Below are 20,321 nucleotides of genomic sequence, written 5' to 3' on the forward strand. Positions count from 1 at the left end.
ATTAGGTATAAGTCAGCATGCAGTTCTCAAAGTTTGGTGAAAAATTTAATCAGTATTCAGGTATTACGCAGTTAATGGACGATTTGAATGATGGTCTGCGCACACCAGGTGCCATCATGCTCGGTGGAGGTAATCCTGCCGCCATTCCTGCCATGCTCGATTACTTTCACCAAGCCAGTGAGGAAATGCTCGCCAGTGGGGAGCTCGTCGCCGCCCTCGCCAACTACGATGGCCCGCAGGGTAAAGACGCGTTCGTCAAAGCGCTAGCTCAGTTATTCCGTGAAACTTACGGCTGGGATATTTCCGAAAAGAACATCAGCCTAACTAACGGTAGCCAGAGTGGCTTTTTCTACTTGTTCAACTTGTTGGCAGGTAAACAGCCAGACGGTTCGCACAAGAAAGTGCTACTGCCTATCGCGCCTGAATACATCGGTTATGGTGATGCTGGCATTGATGAAGATATCTTTATTTCTTACCACCCAGAAATCGAGCTGTTAGATAACGGCCTGTTTAAATACCACGTCGATTTTGAGCAACTCGCCGTCGACGACTCTGTTGCGGCAATCTGCGCGTCTCGCCCAACTAACCCAACGGGTAATGTACTGACAGATGAAGAAGTACGTAAGCTGGACAAGCTAGCACGTGAGAACAACATCCCACTGATCATCGATAACGCCTACGGTCTACCTTTCCCGAACATCATCTTTGAAGATGTCGAACCGTTCTGGAATGAAAACACCATCCTATGCATGAGCCTATCTAAGCTTGGTTTACCGGGCGTGCGTTGTGGCATTGTGATTGCGAGTGAAGAAATCACGCAAGCATTAACCAATATGAACGGCATCATCAGCCTAGCGCCGGGCAGTGTTGGTCCAGCGCTGGCAAACCATATAATTGGCAAAGGTGATCTGCTTAAACTGAGTTCAGAGGTGATTAAGCCGTTCTACAAGCAGAAGTCGCAACGTGCGGTTGAACTGCTCCAACAAGCAATTACCGATGAGCGATTCCGCATCCACAAGCCGGAAGGCGCTATCTTCTTGTGGTTATGGTTTGATGAACTGCCAATCACAACAATGGAACTGTACCAACGCTTGAAAGCGCGTGGCGTATTGATTGTCCCTGGTGAATATTTCTTTATTGGCCAGCAAGACGAGTGGGATCACGCGCACCAATGCCTGCGTATGAACTACGTTCAAGATGATGAGATGATGCAAAAAGGCATTGCGATTATCGCTGAAGAAGTGGAAAAGGCTTACCGCGAAGGTAAATAGACGGATTGAACTCAGCCGTTCTTCTCTTTGAAATTACGGCTTTGAAATAGCGGATTTGAAACCCCCAAACTAAAAAGAGCGCCCATATGGCGCTCTTTCTCATTCTATAACCGGGTGGTTAACTGATTAGTTGTTCTCAATCAGGTTGTTGCCACCGATAGCAATCTTACGTGGTTGCATGGCTTCAGGGATTTCACGAACTAAATCGATATGAAGCAGACCGTTTTCCATTGATGCACCCACGACTTTTACGTAATCCGCTAGCTGGAATTTACGTTCAAAATCACGTTCTGCAATACCTTGGTAAACGTAGTTTTTGCCTTCTTCTGCTTTACGTTCGCCCTTCACAATCAACATGTTTTCGTTTTGAGTCAGATCGAGCTGTTCTTCAGCAAAGCCAGCAACGGCCATAGTAATACGGTAGTTGTGCTCGTCTTTTTGCTCAATGTTGTATGGAGGGTAACCGCCAGAAGTATTTTTCGCTGTATTCGCTTCCATCAGGTTTAGCAGACGATCAAAGCCAATTGCATTACGGTATAGTGGTGAGAAATCTACATTACGCATAAATCTATCCTCTTAATTAAGCAATAGTCTTAGTTCAGATGAGTTTTATCCTACTGGCGTGTTTATGCAAAAACCAACGCCGAACTAAGAGATTCTTATCATTCCACTGGCCTTGGTTTGGCTCGGAGACATGATATTGAATCTAAAGGTTTAAGTTGTGTGCTAAAACGCCATATCCTCTTCTGAGCGATCTCGTTTTAGCGATTTCAGAGGGCTGGTCTTCTAGTCTCTAGCAAGCCAGTCACCCTCTTCACAACTAGATATAAGGTCGTCAAAAATGACTTTCAAGGGAAAAAATAAAAAATTTTTAAAGCATCCACTATCCCCTTGAACAGCTTAGTTTCTCATCACTTCGCGATCAGTGATAAACAGCCCGCCGTTCTGGAGGGCTCAATCTACACTTTACTTGCGGGAGGATTTACGCGCTTTTACAACGCCCTTTTCTGCCGCCTTTTCCTGCTTTAGTTTGCGCTTTTCTTTTAGACTCAACTGCGGTTGTTTCTTTTCTTTCTTACTCATGACTTCACCTCTATTTATTGGCACAACAGACAACCACACAGCATTTTCTGAGCTGGTGGCTGCGATTGATGAACAATTTCAGTAATCACAAAGCAGCGTCGCTGATTAAAAATTTCCACTTCGAGCGCATCATTTTTAGCTCGACCTAACAGTCGAGATCCCAAATAAGAATCGACCGCGAGCATACCTGTCATGGGTTGCCCCTTGCGCGAGCTGACCAATGTCATGCGATATTGATAGGCGCGTTCAACATCCACTAAGCGAACCGTGTCCCCAACCGCAATACGAGTTCGGTTACGGCAATGGGCTTGTTGCTCGCAGGTTTCAAATAGCGATAACAACCTTAGTGGTGATTGATAGGTTAAAAAGCGACTGGTTAACCACCAAGTTCGCAGCGCCAAGCAGTACGCTGAGAACCAGCGTTCAAACATGATTATTTCCTTCTTAATGCCTTGTCTTACAAATAAATTCAGTGCATTGAACCGGAAGTGCATCACTTCCGGCTTAGTTCAGGAAAGTCATCACCATTTTCTTAGTCTCCTTATTCATCAGCTCTTCAGCACTATAGCGAGCAGAAAAAAGAAAGCAAAAACGCTCAAGCGAACAAAATGGCGAGAAAAAAAGAAAACAGAAATAAAATGGCAGGCTTGATCGGGTTGTTGGCAGTTAGTACCAGAAAAACATCCGCTTTAGCAGAAAGTGGCGATTTTAGCTGGTGGTAAAACAAAAAAAGCAGCGATTTCTCGCTGCTTTTTACTATCACGAACAGTGTCGTTATACGTCTAGGTTCGCTACTTTCAGTGCGTTCTCTTCGATGAAGTTACGACGAGGTTCTACTTGGTCACCCATTAGCGTAGTGAACAGTTGATCTGCGCCTACCGCATCTTCAATCGTTACCTGCATCATACGACGAGTTTCTGGGTCCATGGTGGTTTCCCAAAGTTGGTCTGGGTTCATCTCACCTAGACCTTTGTAGCGCTGACGGCTTAAGCCACGCATTGACTCTTTCACTAACCAGTCAAGTGCTTCTGCAAAGTTTGCCACTGGCATAGTACGCTCACCACGTTTGATGTACGCGCCTTCTTCCAGAAGTCCATCAAGTGCTTCTGATAGATCAGCCAACTTGCCGTACTCTTTCGAGTTTAGGAAGTCGATGCTAATTGCATGTTCGTGCGTCACACCGTGAGTACGAACCACAATCTTAGGCAAGTTTAAGCCTAGCTCTTCGTGCTGTTCAACTTCGTAGCTGTACTGGCTTGCACCCACTTCTTTCGCATTCAGCTGCTCAATAAGCTGCTTCGTCCACGCTTCCACAACTGATGCGTCATGGCATTGCTCTGGCGTTAGGCGAGGAGTGTAAATCAACTCGTTTACCAAAGCACTTGGGTAGCGACGGCTCATACGTTCCGCCAGTTTAATACCCGCATTGTACTGTTGAACAAGCTTCTCTAGTGCTTCACCAGCCAGTGCAGGTGCTTCTGCGTTTACGTGTAGCGATGCATTATCCAGAGCTAATGATACTTGGTATTGGTTCATCGCTTCTTCATCTTTGATGTACTGCTCTTGTTTGCCTTTTTTCACTTTGTATAGTGGTGGCTGAGCGATGTACACATAGCCACGCTCGATAAGCTCTGGCATTTGACGGTAGAAGAAGGTCAACAGTAGCGTACGGATGTGCGAACCATCGACATCGGCATCGGTCATGATGATGATGTTGTGGTAACGAAGCTTGTCCGGGTTGTACTCGTCACGACCGATACCACAACCTAGTGCGGTGATCAGTGTTGCTACTTCTTGAGAAGATAGCATCTTGTCGAAACGTGCTTTTTCTACGTTAAGAATCTTACCTTTTAGCGGTAGGATTGCTTGGTTCTTACGGTTACGGCCTTGTTTTGCGGAGCCGCCTGCCGAATCACCCTCCACTATGTATAGTTCAGAGAGTGCCGGATCTTTTTCCTGACAGTCTGCAAGTTTACCTGGAAGACCAGCTAGGTCTAGTGCACCTTTACGGCGCGTCATTTCACGAGCTTTACGCGCAGCTTCACGTGCACGTGCTGCATCGATGATTTTCGAACAAACCATCTTCGCTTCTGTCGGGTTCTCAATCAGGAACTCAGACAGTTTTTCACCCATTGCAGACTCAACAGCTGATTTCACTTCAGAAGAAACTAGTTTGTCTTTTGTTTGGCTTGAGAACTTAGGATCAGGCACTTTCACCGAAACAACCGCAGTTAGACCTTCACGCGCATCGTCGCCTGAAGTCGCTGTTTTCGCTTTCTTCGAGAAACCTTCTTTATCCATAAAGCTGTTCAATGTACGTGTTAGCGCAGCACGGAAACCAGCAAGGTGAGTACCACCATCACGCTGTGGGATATTGTTGGTAAAGCAGAAGATATTCTCTTGGAAACCATCGTTCCATTGCATCGCCACTTCAACTGAAATGCCGTCTTCACGCTCAGAGTTAAAGTGGAAGATTTTTTCGATGATTGGCGTTTTGTTGGTGTTTAGGTGATCAACGAACGCTTGAATACCACCTTCATACATGAAGTGATCGTGTTTGTCCGCTTCACGTTCATCAACCAATTTGATCGACACACCAGAGTTCAGGAATGACAGTTCACGCAGGCGTTTCGCCAGAATGTCATAGTGGAACTCAGTGTTAGAGAACGTCTCGGCACTTGGCCAGAAACGAATTTGTGTACCGGTTTTATCCGTATCACCCACAACGGCTAGTGGCGCTTGAGGCTCACCATGGCGGTAGGTTTGCGTATGGATATGGCCACCACGATGAATCGTTAGCTCAACTTTCTCTGATAGTGCGTTTACTACTGAAACACCTACCCCGTGAAGACCACCCGATACTTTGTATGAGTTATCGTCGAACTTACCACCCGCGTGAAGAACCGTCATAATTACTTCTGCTGCAGAGACATTTTCCTCTGAGTGGATTTCTGTTGGAATGCCACGACCATCATCGCTAACGGAAACCGAGTTATCCTCATGAATTGTCACAACGATGTCTTTACAGTGACCTGCCAACGCTTCATCAATTGAGTTATCCACCACCTCGAAAACCATGTGGTGAAGGCCGGTGCCGTCGTCCGTATCGCCGATGTACATTCCTGGACGCTTACGTACCGCATCCAGACCCTTCAGTACCTTAATACTCGATGAATCGTAATTTTCAGACATGAGTTTCTCTCTTCTAGTTTGACTCTATCCTGCCATGTTCCACATGAAACAATTTACCGTTATCGTCCAACATATCGGCGATTTGGCTTTCAGTGATAGAGCTTACAAATACTTGTGCGCCCGTCTCTTTTAAGCAGTCAGCAAGACGCTTGCGACGTTGGCTATCTAATTCCGACGCGAAGTCATCAATTAGGTAAATGCATTGTTTACCGGCCATCTCTGTCAGGTGTTGCCCTTGCGCTACACGCAATGCACACACCATGAGTTTTAATTGACCGCGTGACAGAACATCTTCAACGGGCGTTCCGTTCACTTTAATGCGCAAATCAGCTTTGTTTGGGCCACTAAAGGTGTATCCCAATGCCTGATCACGCTCAAAATTCTTTTCTAGTATCTCGTGGTATGGAGTGTCTTTATCCCAGCCACGATAATACTTCAATTGGATCTCAAATTCTGGCAAAAATGTCTGACAGATAGTTTCTGCGACGGTTTTCATCTGCTCGATGTAACTTGCTCGCCATTGGCTGATGTTTTCAGCCAACCCTGCCATTTCCTGATCCCAATAACTGAGCTCACGATAACTATTGGCGGTTTTCAACAACGCGTTGCGCTGCTTGTTCAGGCGCTTGAACCTTCCCCATGCTTGATAAAAAGCGGGCTCGGTATGAAACACGCCCCAATCAATAAACGCACGACGATGTTTAGGGCCATCTGTCAGTAAATCAAACCCTTCTGGGTGTATCAACTGCAGAGGCAGAACTTGTGCCAACTGCGCTAATTTTTGTCCAGATTGACCGCCTATTTTAACCTCTGTTGAGCCATCACGCTGCTTATTAATGCCGATAGGTAGCTCAAATTGATCCGAGTTCAAAAAACGACCATGAACAAACAGTTCGTCACACTCATTTTGTATCACTCGTCCGGTGAGAGAGCTCTTGAATGAGCGGCCATGCCCGAGCAGATAAACCGCTTCTAAGACACTGGTTTTACCGCTGCCGTTCGGCCCGATAAGAAAGTTAAAGCCTGCTGATAACTCAATATCACAGGCTTTAATGTTTCGAAACTGCTGAATGATGAGACGAGAAAGAGGCATTCAGTTGGCTTATAGACGAATTGGCATCACCACGTACATGGCACTGTCATCGTCGGCATTTTCAATCAACGCGCTAGCGTTAGCATCCGACATCGACACACGTACATTTTCACAACGCAACGTGTTCAGAACATCAAGCACATAGCTTACGTTAAAGCCGATTTCGATGGCGTCACCTTCAAAGGTTACATCAAGCATCTCTTCCGCTTCTTCTTGTTCTGGGTTATTCGCGGTTATGCGCATTTCAGTATCAGCCAGATTCACTCGCACGCCACGGAATTTTTCGTTGGAAAGAATCGCAGCACGAGAGAAGGCTTGGCGCAACTCGTCACAACTTGCTATTAGTGTCTTATTGGTGCTCTGAGGCAATACACGGCGGTAGTCAGGGAAACGACCATCAACCAACTTAGAGGTAAAAGTAAAGTTATTCACCTCAGCACGAACATTGGAGCTACCGATCTGAAGTACTACGGGCTGCTCTGGCGCATCCATCAACTTTACTAATTCTTGCACACCTTTGCGTGGCACGATGATTTGCTTCTGCGCAAAGTCCGCATCTAGCTGAGTTTGCGATACCGCCATACGGTGGCCGTCCGTCGCCACGCTGCGTAGCGTGGTGCCGTCAATTTCAAACAACATGCCGTTGAGGTAGTAACGAACGTCTTGATTCGCCATCGAGAACTGAGTTTTGTCGATCAGCGTACGTAGATCGGCTTGGCTCAGTGATACTTCCACTTCGCTTTGCCAGTCTTCAATATTAGGGAAATCGTTCGCAGGAAGCGTTGCCAACGAGAAACGGCTGCGACCAGAGCGAACTTGTACGCGATCACCTTCTAATACAAATGTGATGATCGCATCGTCCGGTAAACCACGGCAGATATCGAGAAACTTACGCGAAGGAACGGTAATGCTGCCCGCTTCAAAATCACCTTCTAGCGTCACTTTGCTTACTAACTCTACTTCAAGATCGGTTGCCGTCATCGACAATACGTTCTCTTCTACTTTAAGAAGTAGGTTACCCAGGATTGGCAGAGTTGGTCGGCCACCTAAAGCGCCCGAAACCTGCTGTAGCGGTTTGATTAAATGACTACGTTCAATGGTAAATTTCATGCTTGGCTCTTTACGCTGTCAGCTCAATAAATGATTTGCTTAGAATACCGTTATTCTAACCGATTACGAAGACAGGGTGCGAATCAAGTTAGAGTAATCTTCTTTAATGTCGTGGCTCTCTTCACGCAGCTGCTCAATCTTGCGACAAGCATGAAGTACGGTCGTATGATCGCGGCCCCCAAACGCATCGCCAATTTCAGGCAAGCTATGGTTGGTTAGTTCTTTTGCTAACGCCATAGCCAGCTGACGAGGACGCGCTACAGAACGAGAACGACGCTTAGACAGCAAGTCCGCTACTTTAATCTTGTAGTATTCCGCCACGGTCTTTTGAATGTTATCGATCGTCACCAGCTTCTCTTGTAGAGCAAGCAGATCGCGCAGCGCTTCACGCACAAAATCAATCGTGATTGGACGACCAGTAAAGTTCGCGTTCGCGATAACACGGTTCAATGCACCTTCGAGCTCACGAACGTTCGAACGCAGACGCTTGGCAATAAAGAATGCCACTTCATCAGCAAGGTGGATTTGGTGATCTTCGGCTTTTTTCATCAAGATCGCCACACGCGTTTCAAGCTCAGGCGGCTCGATCGCAACAGTAAGACCCCAACCAAAGCGAGATTTAAGACGATCTTCAACGCCATTAATTTCTTTAGGATAACGGTCAGACGTTAGAATGATCTGCTGATTACCTTCCAATAGTGCGTTGAAGGTATGGAAGAATTCTTCTTGCGAACGTTCTTTATTAGCAAAGAATTGGATGTCATCGATAAGGAGTGCATCCACACTGCGGTAGTAGCGTTTGAATTCTTCAATCGCATTGTTTTGCAGCGCTTTCACCATGTCTTGCACAAAACGTTCTGAGTGCATGTAGACCACTTTTGCGTTCGGGTTGTTATCCACAATCGCGTTACCCACCGCATGCAATAAGTGGGTTTTACCCAAACCCGTGCCGCCGTATAGGAACAGCGGGTTGTATGCTGCACCAGGATTATCCGATACCTGACGCGCCGCAGCCAAACCCAGTTGGTTCGACTTACCTTCAACAAAGTTGTCGAACTTGTGTTTTGGGTTCATGTTTGAGCGGTGATTGATAGCCGCAATCGCTTGAGCGTCGTCATCCCAGGTTTTGTGTACTGGCTTACGCGCCTGTAATTGCGCAGGTGCAGATGACTCCGCAGCCACATCTGCAGGCGTACGTGTCGGCGCTGGTTTTGGTGCAGAGACAGGTCGGCTCCCCACTTCAAAACGTAAGTTAGGAATATCGCCACCGCAGTATTCCTGCAGTAAGCGAGTAATATTGTTCAGATACTTATCACGCACCCAGTCCAACACAAAGCGGTTTGGCGCGAATAGAGTGAGAGTATTGTCATTGAGCTCCGCTTGTAGCGGACGAACCCACATGCTGAATTCTGTAGCTGGTAGCTCTTCTTGAAGCTGCTGCAAACATTGCAGCCAAAGCGAAGATGACACGGTGCCCCCACTGAGTAATTGAATTATCGGAAAAGACTGGCAATTTTACCTGTTGATAACCAAGATCGCCAGCGATTGATCGACGATCCAGTGAATAAGATCCAAGTTATTCACAATTATTTCTGCAAACTTGATGAGATCAACACACCTTGCCCCAAATTTGCCCACACAACGATCCACAATTGGGCAAAATTCACAAGATCGAGCGATTGGTGATAAGTCTGTGTATTATTTTATTCCCAATGCTGATTTTGTCGATCATTTCGCTAGGTTCAGTTCGCATTTTCGTCACATTTAACATTCTTCTTCTATTATCTAATAACTCACAGGTCTAGGTTATTGCTCTTGGTTATTTATTTAATTGAGCTAACTAACAGTAGTATTTCCAACCATAAAATTATGGAGATGTATTATGAAAAACTGGATTAAGGTTGCCGTTGCAGCCATTGCACTGTCGGCAGCAACCGTACAAGCCGCTACTGAAGTCAAAGTTGGTATGTCAGGTCGCTACTTCCCGTTTACTTTTGTAAAGCAAGACAAGCTACAAGGCTTTGAAGTCGACATGTGGGATGAAATCGGTAAACGTAACGATTACAAAATCGAATACGTAACAGCCAACTTCTCTGGTTTATTTGGTCTTTTAGAAACTGGTCGTATCGATACGATCTCCAACCAAATCACCATGACTGATGAGCGTAAAGCTAAATACCTATTTGCTGACCCTTACGTTGTAGATGGCGCACAAATTACCGTGCGTAAAGGCAACGACAGCATCAAAGGTGTTGATGATCTTGCGGGCAAAACCGTTGCGGTGAACCTAGGCTCTAACTTTGAGCAACTGCTGCGTCAATACGACAAAGACGGCAAGATCAACATTAAAACGTACGACACAGGTATCGAACATGACGTGGCGCTCGGTCGAGCAGATGCATTTGTAATGGATCGTCTTTCTGCGTTAGAGCTGATTAAGAAAACTGGCCTTCCTCTGGAATTGGCAGGCGAACCGTTTGAGACCATTCAAAACGCATGGCCTTTCGTTGACAACGAGAAAGGTCGTAAACTGCAAGAAGAAGTAAACAAAGCACTGGCTGAGATGCGCGCAGATGGTACAGTAGAGAAAATTTCCGTGAAGTGGTTTGGCGCTGACATCACGAAATAAGAACTCTTTGTACTTTAGGCCGCAAAGTGGTATCACTCTCGGACTAAAATAAACTTACGTAAAGGTGGAACTTGTTTTCCACCTTTTCTTTTCTCTAGCCTTTAGGTAAGCCGTATGGGATTTGACTTTAATTACATGTTGGAACTGTTGCCGATATTGCTGAAATATCTTGGCACAACCATGGAAATGGCGACATGGGGATTGGTGTTTTCGCTGATTTTATCCGTCATTTTAGCCAATATTCGCGTATTTAAACTGCCAGTTCTGGATCAATTAAGCCAACTGTACATCAGCTTCTTCCGTGGCACCCCACTGTTGGTTCAGCTTTTCCTGCTTTACTACGGCTTACCGCAAATTTTTCCATTGATGGTCGGTATCGACGCCTTTTCAGCAGCGGTTATCGGTTTAACGCTGCACTTTGCCGCTTATATGGCGGAAAGTATTCGTGCCGCCATTATTGGTATTGATCGCAGCCAAATGGAAGCGAGCTTATCGGTCGGTATGACGACATCCCAAGCAATGCGCCGAGTGATTTTACCTCAAGCAACGCGTGTCGCACTGCCTTCATTGATGAACTATTTCATCGATATGATCAAGTCAACGTCTCTCGCCTTCACGCTTGGTGTGGCCGAAATCATGGCGAAAGCACAGATGGAAGCCTCATCAAGTTTCCGTTTCTTTGAAGCTTTCCTTGCGGTTGCTCTTATTTACTGGGGCGTGGTGGTGATTCTGACTCGCGTACAAATCTGGGCAGAAGCAAAACTGAATAAGGCGTACGTACGATGATTAAGTTAGAAAATATTCACAAACGTTTTGGTGAGACTGAAGTGCTGAAAGGCATCGACCTCGATATTAAGCAAGGTGAGATCATCGTGATTATCGGCTCAAGTGGTACGGGTAAATCAACCTTGCTGCGTACGGTGAACTTTCTAGAACAAGCAGATGAAGGTCGTATAACGATAGATGACATCTCCGTTGATACTCAAAAACACACTAAAGCCGAAGTATTAGCGCTGCGTCGTCGAACTGGCTTTGTGTTCCAAAACTATGCCCTGTTTGCCCATATGAATGCGCGCCAGAACATTGCCGAAGGTCTAGTGACCGTTCGAGGTTGGAAAAAAGCCGATGCTCTCAAACGAGCGCAACAAATTCTGGATGACATCGGCCTTGGGGATAAAGGCGATAGTTATCCAGCGGCATTATCTGGCGGCCAACAACAACGTGTGGGTATCGGCCGAGCGATGGCGCTGCAACCAGAACTGCTGTTGTTTGACGAACCAACTTCTGCGCTGGATCCTGAATGGGTCGGTGAAGTTCTCTCATTAATGAAGAAGTTAGCTAATCAGCATCAAACCATGCTGGTGGTGACGCACGAGATGCAATTCGCGAAAGAAGTAGCTGATAGAGTGATCTTCATGGCGGAAGGCAATATCGTTGAGCAAGGTTCTCCACAGGATATCTTCGATAATCCACAAGATCCTCGTTTGAAAAAATTCCTTAACCAAGTAGGAATAGAGTAACGATCAAGCATCAGGATCGATTGATCCTTGAGATTTTACTCACACTACGTATAATCGCCCGGCCGGAATTTCGTACTCATTGAGTCATTGACACATTATGTGAGTGTGATTACAATTCCGCCTCTTTGTTGAGAGGCGTCGGTTGTCCTTCTCTATATAAAGAGCTTCTTTATATAAGAAAGCAAATACCCACGCCGGGTTTAACAAGAACCTAAAACTACTGATCAGTAAAGGTAATTATCATGAAACGCACTTTTCAACCTACAGTTCTAAAGCGCAAGCGTACTCACGGCTTCCGTGCTCGCATGGCAACTAAGAACGGTCGTAAAGTTATCAACGCACGTCGTGCAAAAGGCCGTGCGCGCCTATCAAAATAATCGCTAGTTTATTTTGAACACGTACGCGTTTAATCGGGAGTTACGTTTGTTAACTCCCGAGCATTATCAAAACGTCTTCCAGCAAGCTCATCGAGCTGGCTCGCCTCATTTCACCATCATTGCTCGCAATAACAAACTTTCTCACCCACGATTAGGTTTAGCGGTTCCCAAAAAGCAAATCAAAACGGCTGTCGGTCGTAACCGATTTAAGCGTTTGGCTCGTGAAAGCTTTCGTAACAATCAACATCAGCTTCCAAACAAAGATTTTGTTGTGATTGCAAAGAAAAGCGCGCAAGATTTAAGCAATGAGGAAATTTTTAAGTTGTTTGATAAGCTATGGCAACGCCTGTCTCGCCCTTCACGTGGATAGCCATTGGGCTCGTTTATCTGTATCGCTGGTTTATCAGCCCTTTGATTGGTCCTCGTTGCCGGTTCACACCAACCTGTTCCACTTACGCGCTAGAAGCTTTGAGAGCTCACGGTTTTGTAAAAGGATGTTGGTTATCAGGCAAACGTCTATTAAAATGCCACCCTTTGAATGAAGGGGGGTATGACCCCGTTCCACCAGTCCAAAAACAAGACAGAGATAACTAACGATGGATTCTCAACGTAATATCCTGCTCATCGGTTTGGCCCTGGTTTCTTTTTTGCTGTTTCAACAATGGCAAGTTGCAAAGAATCCAGAACCTCAAGCAGTTGAACAGGCTCAATCAAGCAGCACTCTACCTGCACCATCTTTTGCTGATGAACTTGACCCAGTTCCTGGTCAACAGCAAGCTTCTGCAAAAACTATCACAGTAACGACTGATGTTTTAACTCTGTCGATCGACACCGTTGGTGGCGATGTGGTACATGCCAACCTTAACGAATACTCTGCTGAGTTAGATTCATCAGATTCCTTTGTTCTGCTTAAAGACGCTCAAGGTCACCAATTTATCGCTCAAAGCGGTCTAGTGGGTCCTCAAGGTATCGACTTGAGCAGCACAAATCGCCCTCACTACAACGTAAGTGCAGACAGCTTCACAATGGCTGACGGTCAAGATGAACTTCGCGTTCCGATGACATTCACTGCAAACGGCATCGAATACACCAAAACTTACGTCTTTAAACGCGGCAGCTACGCGCTTAATGTTGAATACGATGTAGTGAACAACTCAGGCAACAACGCAACATTTGGTATGTACGCTCACCTACGTCAAAACCTAATGGACGATGGTGGTAGCATCACAATGCCTACTTACCGTGGTGGCGCATACTCAACAGAAGATACGCGTTACAAGAAGTACAGCTTTGATGATATGCAGGATCGCAACCTGTCTCTTAACCTAGCCGATGGCCAAGGTTGGGCAGCAATGATTCAACACTACTTTGCCGCAGCTTGGATCCCACGTAACGAACCAGGTACTAACCTATACACTCGTGTAATTGGCAACCTAGGCGACATCGGCGTTCGTATGCCGAACAAAACTATCGCAACAGGCGATCAGGCTAAGTTTGAAGCAACACTTTGGGTTGGTCCAAAACTGCAAGATGAAATGGCAGAAGTGGCACCTAACCTAGACCTAGTAGTGGACTACGGCTGGTTATGGTTCATTGCGAAGCCTCTTCATATGTTGCTTTCATTCATCCAGAGCTTTGTTGGCAACTGGGGTGTGGCAATCATCTGTCTGACCTTCATCGTTCGTGGTGCAATGTACCCACTAACAAAAGCGCAATACACGTCTATGGCGAAAATGCGTATGCTTCAGCCTAAGCTGCAAGCAATGCGTGAGCGTATCGGTGATGACCGTCAGCGCATGAGCCAAGAAATGATGGAACTGTACAAGAAAGAGAAAGTGAACCCACTAGGTGGCTGTTTACCTCTTATCCTACAGATGCCTATTTTCATCGCACTATACTGGGCACTAATGGAATCGGTTGAGCTACGTCACTCTCCATTCTTCGGTTGGATTCATGACCTTTCAGCGCAGGACCCTTACTACATCCTGCCTCTACTGATGGGTGCGTCAATGTTCCTAATCCAGAAGATGAGCCCGACAACAGTAACGGATCCAATGCAGCAGAAGATCATGACCTTTATGCCGGTTATGTTTACCTTCTTCTTCTTGTTCTTCCCATCAGGTCTCGTTCTGTACTGGTTGGTGTCGAACATCGTAACGCTTATCCAGCAAACTCTGATCTACAAAGGATTAGAGAAAAAAGGCTTACACAGCAAGTAACCTTTTAGGAAATGATTGAGAAAGGCGGCCAAAAGGTCGCCTTTTTGTTTTTGGCTGATTACAATTCAGCTAATTAATTGTGATGGCTCCCTAGGTATCTTCCCTATAGCCCAGCTCAAAAGGCAAAATTATGACTACAGATACGATTGTCGCTCAAGCGACCGCGCCTGGTCGTGGCGGTGTCGGTATTATTCGAGTTTCTGGCCCTAAAGCCAACCAAGTGGCGTTAGAAGTCACTGGCAAAACACTAAAGCCCCGCTACGCAGAGTACCTGCCGTTTAAGTCAGAAGATGGCACTGTGCTTGATCAGGGCATCGCACTGTACTTCCCTAACCCACACTCATTTACAGGTGAAGACGTACTTGAGCTGCAAGGCCATGGCGGCCCTGTCGTGATGGATATGCTGATAAAACGCATTCTAGGTATAGATGGTATTCGAGCTGCTCGCCCTGGTGAGTTCTCTGAACGCGCATTTCTGAACGATAAGCTCGACCTAGCTCAAGCCGAAGCGATTGCAGACCTCATTGATGCCAGTTCTGAAGAAGCAGCAAAATCGGCGCTGCAATCCTTACAGGGCGCATTTTCAGGCCGTATTAATACCTTAGTTGAGTCGCTGATTCATTTGCGTATCTATGTTGAAGCAGCCATCGACTTCCCTGAAGAAGAGATCGACTTTTTGGCCGACGGTAAAGTGGCTGGTGACCTACAAGCCATCATCGACAACCTAGATGCGGTGCGCAAAGAAGCTAACCAAGGCGCTATTATGCGTGAAGGGATGAAAGTCGTGATTGCGGGTCGCCCAAATGCGGGCAAATCAAGCCTACTGAACGCGCTATCGGGTAAAGAATCTGCAATCGTAACCGACATCGCAGGAACCACGCGTGATGTACTGCGTGAGCATATCCATATTGATGGCATGCCACTACACATCATTGATACAGCAGGTTTGCGTGATGCTTCCGATGAAGTAGAGAAAATCGGTATCGAACGTGCGTGGGATGAAATAGCCCAAGCAGACCGCGTGTTGTTCATGGTGGATGGCACGACAACCGATGCCACCGATCCGAAAGATATCTGGCCAGATTTTGTGGATCGCCTACCAGACAACATTGGCATAACTGTGATCCGTAATAAAGCGGATCAAACGGGTGAAGATATGGGGATCTGCCACGTCAATAACCCTACTCTTATCCGTTTGTCAGCGAAGACTGGTGCAGGGGTTGAAGCTCTGCGCGATCATCTCAAGGAGTGTATGGGCTTCTCTGGCAACAGTGAAGGTGGGTTTATGGCTCGTCGTCGTCATCTCGATGCATTAGAACGTGCCGCACAGCACCTTCAAATAGGCCAGGAGCAGCTTGAAGGCTATATGGCAGGTGAAATATTGGCTGAAGAGCTACGCATCACCCAACAACATCTCAATGAGATTACCGGTGAGTTCAGTTCTGACGACTTACTGGGACGAATCTTCTCTTCATTCTGTATCGGGAAGTAAATAATCGAACGCGCGGTGCTGAGCTTAACTCACACCGCGTTTCTTTTTGTACGGCAAGCCATCCATGAGCTTTAGCCGTCGCATTCAATAAGGAAGAAGTATGATCCACATTATTACAGGCAGCACGTTAGGTGGCGCAGAATACGTAGGGGATCACCTGAGTGATCTACTCAACGAGAATGGATTTGAAACAACGATCCACAACCAGCCTTCCCTCAGTGATATCGAAAATCAAGGTACGTGGTTGGTGATCACCTCTACACATGGAGCTGGTGAGTATCCTGATAATATCCAACCTTTTATCGCAGCATTACAAAATACACCGCCAAAAATGACTGATGTAAAATTTGCGGTGATTGCGATTGGTGACTCTAGCTACGATACGTTCTGTGCCGCTGGTCAACACGCTTATGATTTATTAGAGGATATTGGTGCAACCCCTCTCGCAGATTGCTTTAAAATCGATGTACTGAGCCATGATGTGCCAGAAGACGCCGCAGAAATGTGGTTAAAAGAGAATATCGAACGTTTTTAAACTCACGACTTTCCCTTCAACAGAGTCGAAATTCGGCTCTGTTTTCTCCCATGTGAATAACTCTCCCACCAAATTATTTTGTTTAACCGCTCAAAAACCAACCAAACAGACTGTGGATAACTACAATAAGATCCAGTGATTTTCCTTTAGTTATCCCAATAACAACTTTGATCAATTTCACCCCCTGTGTATAACCACCACTTTTGATCCCAGCTAATCCTCGATCTGATCCAATCATGATCACAAGATATGATCCAAAGAAGATCCATGATCTTGTTGATCATTTTTAGGTTATCCACAGAAACGGTCGATCCTAATAGTAGATCTAATAAAAGATCATATATATAGATCTTATATATATTTATCTTGAAGCTTAAAACGGATAAAACGAGAAAACGTTTTTCTCTCTGGCATAAAGCAGGTAAAATACGGCTCCTTTATCTGTCCATTAAATCCCTTTGAATACCTGAGGTCAGTTCATGCTTTATCACGAAAACTTTGACGTCATTGTTGTCGGTGGCGGACACGCAGGAACGGAAGCCGCGCTCGCATCTGCACGCACAGGACAAAAAACGCTTCTCCTTACCCATAACATCGATACATTAGGCCAGATGTCTTGTAATCCGGCGATCGGTGGTATTGGTAAAGGTCACTTAGTAAAAGAAGTAGATGCTATGGGCGGTTTGATGGCTGAAGCCATCGACCATGCAGGTATTCAGTTTCGTACACTAAATGCCTCCAAAGGTCCTGCAGTACGAGCAACTCGAGCTCAAGCCGATCGCGCTCTGTACAAAGCGTACGTTCGTAATGCATTAGAAAATGCGCCTAACTTAACGTTGTTCCAGCAATCAGTTGATGATCTGATTGTTGAACAAGATCGCGCAGTTGGTGTGGTAACTCAAATGGGACTTCGCTTCCATGCGAAAGCCGTTGTGCTAACCGTAGGTACCTTCCTTGGTGGTAAGATCCACATAGGTATGGAAAGCTCGGCTGGTGGTCGTGCCGGGGATCCACCATCGATCGCATTAGCGGATCGACTGCGTGAACTGCCGTTCCGTGTGGATCGTTTAAAAACAGGTACTCCACCGCGCATTGATGCTCGTACTGTTGATTTTTCAGTGCTAGAAGCTCAGCATGGTGATAACCCAACGCCTGTATTCTCGTTCATGGGCAAACGTGAACAGCATCCGCGTCAGATTCCATGTTTCATCACCCACACCAATGAACAAACTCACGATGTGATCCGTAGTAACTTGGATCGCAGTCCAATGTACGCTGGTGTGATTGAAGGTATTGGTCCTCGTTACTGTCCGTCTATTGAAGACAAAGTGATGCGTTTCGCTGACAAAAACAGCCACCAAATCTTCATTGAGCCAGAAGGCCTAACCACGCACGAGTTATACCCTAATGGTATCTCGACCAGCTTGCCATTTGATGTGCAAGTACAAATCGTGCGCTCAATGAAAGGGTTTGAAAATGCACACATCGTTCGCCCAGGTTATGCGATTGAATACGATTTCTTCGATCCACGTGATTTGAAGCAAACGTACGAGACGAAGTTCATTCATGGTTTGTTCTTTGCTGGCCAGATTAATGGTACGACTGGCTACGAAGAAGCCGCAGCGCAAGGCTTGATGGCCGGTCTAAACGCAAGCTTGTTTAGCCAAGACAAAGAAGGCTGGAGCCCACGTCGTGACCAAGCTTACATGGGCGTGTTGATTGATGACTTATCGACCATGGGTACCAAAGAGCCGTACCGAATGTTCACTTCTCGTGCGGAATACCGCCTGCTACTTCGTGAAGATAACGCCGATTTACGTTTAACGGAAAAAGCGCGCGAGCTAGGCTTGATTGATGATGTTCGTTGGGCTCGCTTTAACGAGAAAATCAACAATATGGAAACGGAGCGTCAGCGTTTGAAAGCAACGTGGATGAATCCGAAGTCAGAGGGTGTTGATGAGCTGAACAAGCTGCTGAAAACCCCAATGGCCCGTGAAGCGAGTGGTGAGGATCTTCTGCGTCGTCCTGAGATCACTTATTCGCAACTGACGCAACTTGAAGCGTTTGCTCCTGCGCTTGAAGATCAGCAAGCGGCTGAGCAAGTTGAAATTCAAGTGAAATATGATGGTTACATCAAGCGTCAGCAGGAAGAGATCGAAAAATCACTGCGTCACGAAAATACCAAGTTACCTGCTGATTTGGATTACCGCGATGTAAAAGGTTTATCAAACGAAGTCGTTGCTAAACTGAGCGAGGCCAAACCAGAGAGCATCGGTATTGCATCACGCATTTCTGGTATTACGCCTGCTGCAATTTCTATTCTACTTGTTCACTTGAAAAAGCATGGTTTGCTGAAGAAAGGTGAGGAAGAATAATGAGCGCATTGCGAACAAAGCTGGATTCACTGATCGCGAAAACCGATTTGGAAGTGTCAGAACAGCAACGAGAGCGGTTAGTTGGCTATGTCGAACTGCTCGACAAATGGAACAAAGCGTACAATTTAACATCGGTACGTGATCCGCTTGATATGTTAGTGAAACATATTCTTGATAGTATCGTTGTAAGCGCACACCTGCCCGGTGAGCGCTTCATTGATGTTGGTACTGGTCCGGGGTTACCGGGCATCCCTTTGGCAATCATGAACCCTGAGAAAACCTTCTTTTTGCTCGACAGTCTTGGCAAACGCATCCGTTTTATCAAGCAAGTCGTGCACACATTAGGGCTGAAAAACGTGACACCAATTCAAAGTCGCGTCGAAGAATTCCAGCCTGAAGAAAAATTTGATGGCGTTTTGAGTCGAGCTTTTGCTTCAATGACAGACATGGTGGAATGGTGCCACCATTTGCCGAAACAAGAGCACGGGGTGTTTCTAGCGCTGAAAGGACAGCACCCTAAAGATGAAATGGATCAGCTTCCTGAATGGTGCAGTGTGACAGAGATCATATCTTTGGCTGTTCCTGAGTTGGAAGGTGATCGTCATCTAGTAATCTTATCGCGCAAGGAAAATTAGCGAGGTAATCGTGGGTAAAATTGTAGCAATCGCCAACCAGAAAGGTGGGGTCGGCAAAACAACAACGTGCATTAACTTAGCGGCTTCGATGGCGGCAACAAAGCGCAAGGTTTTGGTGATCGATCTCGACCCGCAAGGTAATGCTACGATGGCCAGTGGCGTGGATAAGTATATGGTCGACGCCACCGCATACGATCTTTTGGTCGAAGATACACCGTTCGATCAAGTCGTTTGTACCCAAACAACAGGGAAGTATGATTTGATCGCGGCGAACGGAGACGTAACCGCGGCAGAAATCAAATTGATGGAAGTTTTCGCTCGTGAAGTGCGTCTAAAAAATGCATTGTCGTCAGTTCGCGATAACTATGATTTCATCTTTATTGATTGTCCTCCTTCTCTAAACCTTCTTACAATCAATGCGATGGCGGCAGCTGACTCAGTGCTGGTGCCGATGCAATGTGAATACTTTGCGTTAGAAGGTTTAACTGCTCTTATGGATACAATCAGCAAGTTAGCGGCTGTTGTGAATGAAAACCTCAAAATCGAAGGTTTATTGCGTACCATGTACGACCCACGCAACCGCTTATCGAATGAAGTATCCGATCAACTTAAAAAACACTTTGGGAATAAAGTTTACCGTACTGTCATTCCGCGTAATGTTCGTTTGGCTGAAGCACCAAGTCACGGTAAGCCTGCAATGTACTACGATAAGTACTCCGCAGGTGCCAAAGCGTATCTTGCTCTAGCGGGCGAAATGCTCCGCCGCGAAGAAATCCCAGTTTAACTCTAA

General features: G+C 46.2%; 19 protein-coding genes. 13 read left to right on the forward strand and 6 right to left on the reverse strand.

Annotated elements, in window-relative coordinates:
• The first annotated feature begins 17 nt into the window (after positions 1–17).
• A complete protein-coding gene (locus R7E78_RS16450) occupies positions 18–1,271 on the forward strand; it encodes a valine--pyruvate transaminase (RefSeq protein ID WP_017635592.1) in 1,254 nt (417 codons plus the stop codon).
• Between the two features lie 126 nt (positions 1,272–1,397).
• Here R7E78_RS16450 and R7E78_RS16455 read toward each other — a convergent pair whose 3' ends face one another.
• The 6 genes from R7E78_RS16455 to dnaA all read right to left on the reverse strand — a co-directional run bounded on the left by R7E78_RS16455 (position 1,398) and on the right by dnaA (position 9,219).
• The gene (locus R7E78_RS16455; RefSeq protein WP_005378857.1) at positions 1,398–1,835 is read right to left on the reverse strand and encodes an Hsp20 family protein; all 438 of its coding nucleotides are present in this window, start codon (positions 1,833–1,835) and stop codon (positions 1,398–1,400) included.
• 533 nt (positions 1,836–2,368) lie between these two features.
• Positions 2,369–2,785, reverse strand: coding sequence for a GreA/GreB family elongation factor (locus tag R7E78_RS16460; protein ID WP_017821918.1), 417 nt, complete (start codon positions 2,783–2,785; stop codon positions 2,369–2,371).
• 343 nt (positions 2,786–3,128) lie between these two features.
• Positions 3,129–5,546, reverse strand: a complete 2,418-nt coding sequence (gyrB, locus tag R7E78_RS16465; RefSeq protein WP_005378841.1) for a DNA topoisomerase (ATP-hydrolyzing) subunit B — start codon at positions 5,544–5,546, stop codon at positions 3,129–3,131.
• A gap of 13 nt (positions 5,547–5,559) precedes the next feature.
• Positions 5,560–6,639 (reverse strand): DNA replication/repair protein RecF, encoded by a 1,080-nt coding sequence (gene recF, locus R7E78_RS16470; protein WP_005378839.1) that lies wholly within the window; start codon positions 6,637–6,639, stop codon positions 5,560–5,562.
• 9 nt (positions 6,640–6,648) lie between these two features.
• Positions 6,649–7,749 carry a DNA polymerase III subunit beta gene (gene dnaN, locus R7E78_RS16475; RefSeq protein ID WP_226084086.1) on the reverse strand — a complete coding sequence of 367 codons (1,101 nt, stop codon included), beginning with the start codon at positions 7,747–7,749 and terminating at the stop codon, positions 6,649–6,651.
• Between the two features lie 63 nt (positions 7,750–7,812).
• On the reverse strand, positions 7,813–9,219 hold the full coding sequence (gene dnaA / locus R7E78_RS16480; protein WP_005378835.1) for a chromosomal replication initiator protein DnaA: 1,407 nt from the start codon (positions 9,217–9,219) through the stop codon (positions 7,813–7,815).
• A 412-nt stretch (positions 9,220–9,631) separates the two neighbouring features.
• On the opposite strand from dnaA, the gene R7E78_RS16485 reads away from it, so the two are divergent.
• From R7E78_RS16485 to R7E78_RS16540, 12 genes are all read left to right on the forward strand, one after another.
• Positions 9,632–10,378, forward strand: a complete 747-nt coding sequence (locus tag R7E78_RS16485) for an amino acid ABC transporter substrate-binding protein (protein ID WP_005378831.1) — start codon at positions 9,632–9,634, stop codon at positions 10,376–10,378.
• Between the two features lie 114 nt (positions 10,379–10,492).
• Entirely contained in the window at positions 10,493–11,164 is a 672-nt protein-coding gene (locus tag R7E78_RS16490; RefSeq protein WP_005378829.1) for an amino acid ABC transporter permease, read from the forward strand.
• Positions 11,161–11,898, forward strand: a complete 738-nt coding sequence (locus tag R7E78_RS16495) for an amino acid ABC transporter ATP-binding protein (RefSeq protein WP_005378827.1) — start codon at positions 11,161–11,163, stop codon at positions 11,896–11,898. Before R7E78_RS16490 ends, R7E78_RS16495 begins: the two co-directional genes overlap by 4 nt.
• A 242-nt stretch (positions 11,899–12,140) precedes the next feature.
• Entirely contained in the window at positions 12,141–12,275 is a 135-nt protein-coding gene (gene rpmH, locus R7E78_RS16500; RefSeq protein ID WP_005378825.1) for a 50S ribosomal protein L34, read from the forward strand.
• A gap of 46 nt (positions 12,276–12,321) precedes the next feature.
• Entirely contained in the window at positions 12,322–12,645 is a 324-nt protein-coding gene (gene rnpA, locus R7E78_RS16505) for a ribonuclease P protein component (protein WP_005394102.1), read from the forward strand.
• Positions 12,612–12,869 carry a membrane protein insertion efficiency factor YidD gene (yidD, locus tag R7E78_RS16510; RefSeq protein ID WP_005378822.1) on the forward strand — a complete coding sequence of 86 codons (258 nt, stop codon included), beginning with the start codon at positions 12,612–12,614 and terminating at the stop codon, positions 12,867–12,869. Before rnpA ends, yidD begins: the two co-directional genes overlap by 34 nt.
• Before the next feature lie 2 nt (positions 12,870–12,871).
• The gene (yidC, locus tag R7E78_RS16515) at positions 12,872–14,494 is read left to right on the forward strand and encodes a membrane protein insertase YidC (protein ID WP_318058073.1); all 1,623 of its coding nucleotides are present in this window, start codon (positions 12,872–12,874) and stop codon (positions 14,492–14,494) included.
• Between the two features lie 130 nt (positions 14,495–14,624).
• Entirely contained in the window at positions 14,625–15,986 is a 1,362-nt protein-coding gene (mnmE, locus tag R7E78_RS16520; protein ID WP_005383836.1) for a tRNA uridine-5-carboxymethylaminomethyl(34) synthesis GTPase MnmE, read from the forward strand.
• Between the two features lie 100 nt (positions 15,987–16,086).
• The gene (gene mioC / locus R7E78_RS16525) at positions 16,087–16,521 is read left to right on the forward strand and encodes an FMN-binding protein MioC (protein ID WP_005378900.1); all 435 of its coding nucleotides are present in this window, start codon (positions 16,087–16,089) and stop codon (positions 16,519–16,521) included.
• A 479-nt stretch (positions 16,522–17,000) separates the two neighbouring features.
• Positions 17,001–18,896, forward strand: coding sequence for a tRNA uridine-5-carboxymethylaminomethyl(34) synthesis enzyme MnmG (gene mnmG / locus R7E78_RS16530; RefSeq protein WP_318058074.1), 1,896 nt, complete (start codon positions 17,001–17,003; stop codon positions 18,894–18,896).
• The gene (rsmG, locus tag R7E78_RS16535; protein ID WP_262657852.1) at positions 18,896–19,531 is read left to right on the forward strand and encodes a 16S rRNA (guanine(527)-N(7))-methyltransferase RsmG; all 636 of its coding nucleotides are present in this window, start codon (positions 18,896–18,898) and stop codon (positions 19,529–19,531) included. Before mnmG ends, rsmG begins: the two co-directional genes overlap by 1 nt.
• A 10-nt stretch (positions 19,532–19,541) precedes the next feature.
• Positions 19,542–20,315 carry a ParA family protein gene (locus R7E78_RS16540; RefSeq protein ID WP_005383838.1) on the forward strand — a complete coding sequence of 258 codons (774 nt, stop codon included), beginning with the start codon at positions 19,542–19,544 and terminating at the stop codon, positions 20,313–20,315.
• The last annotated feature ends 6 nt before the right edge of the window (positions 20,316–20,321 follow it).

The sequence above is a fragment of the Vibrio sp. YT-19(2023) genome, assembly GCF_033337395.1.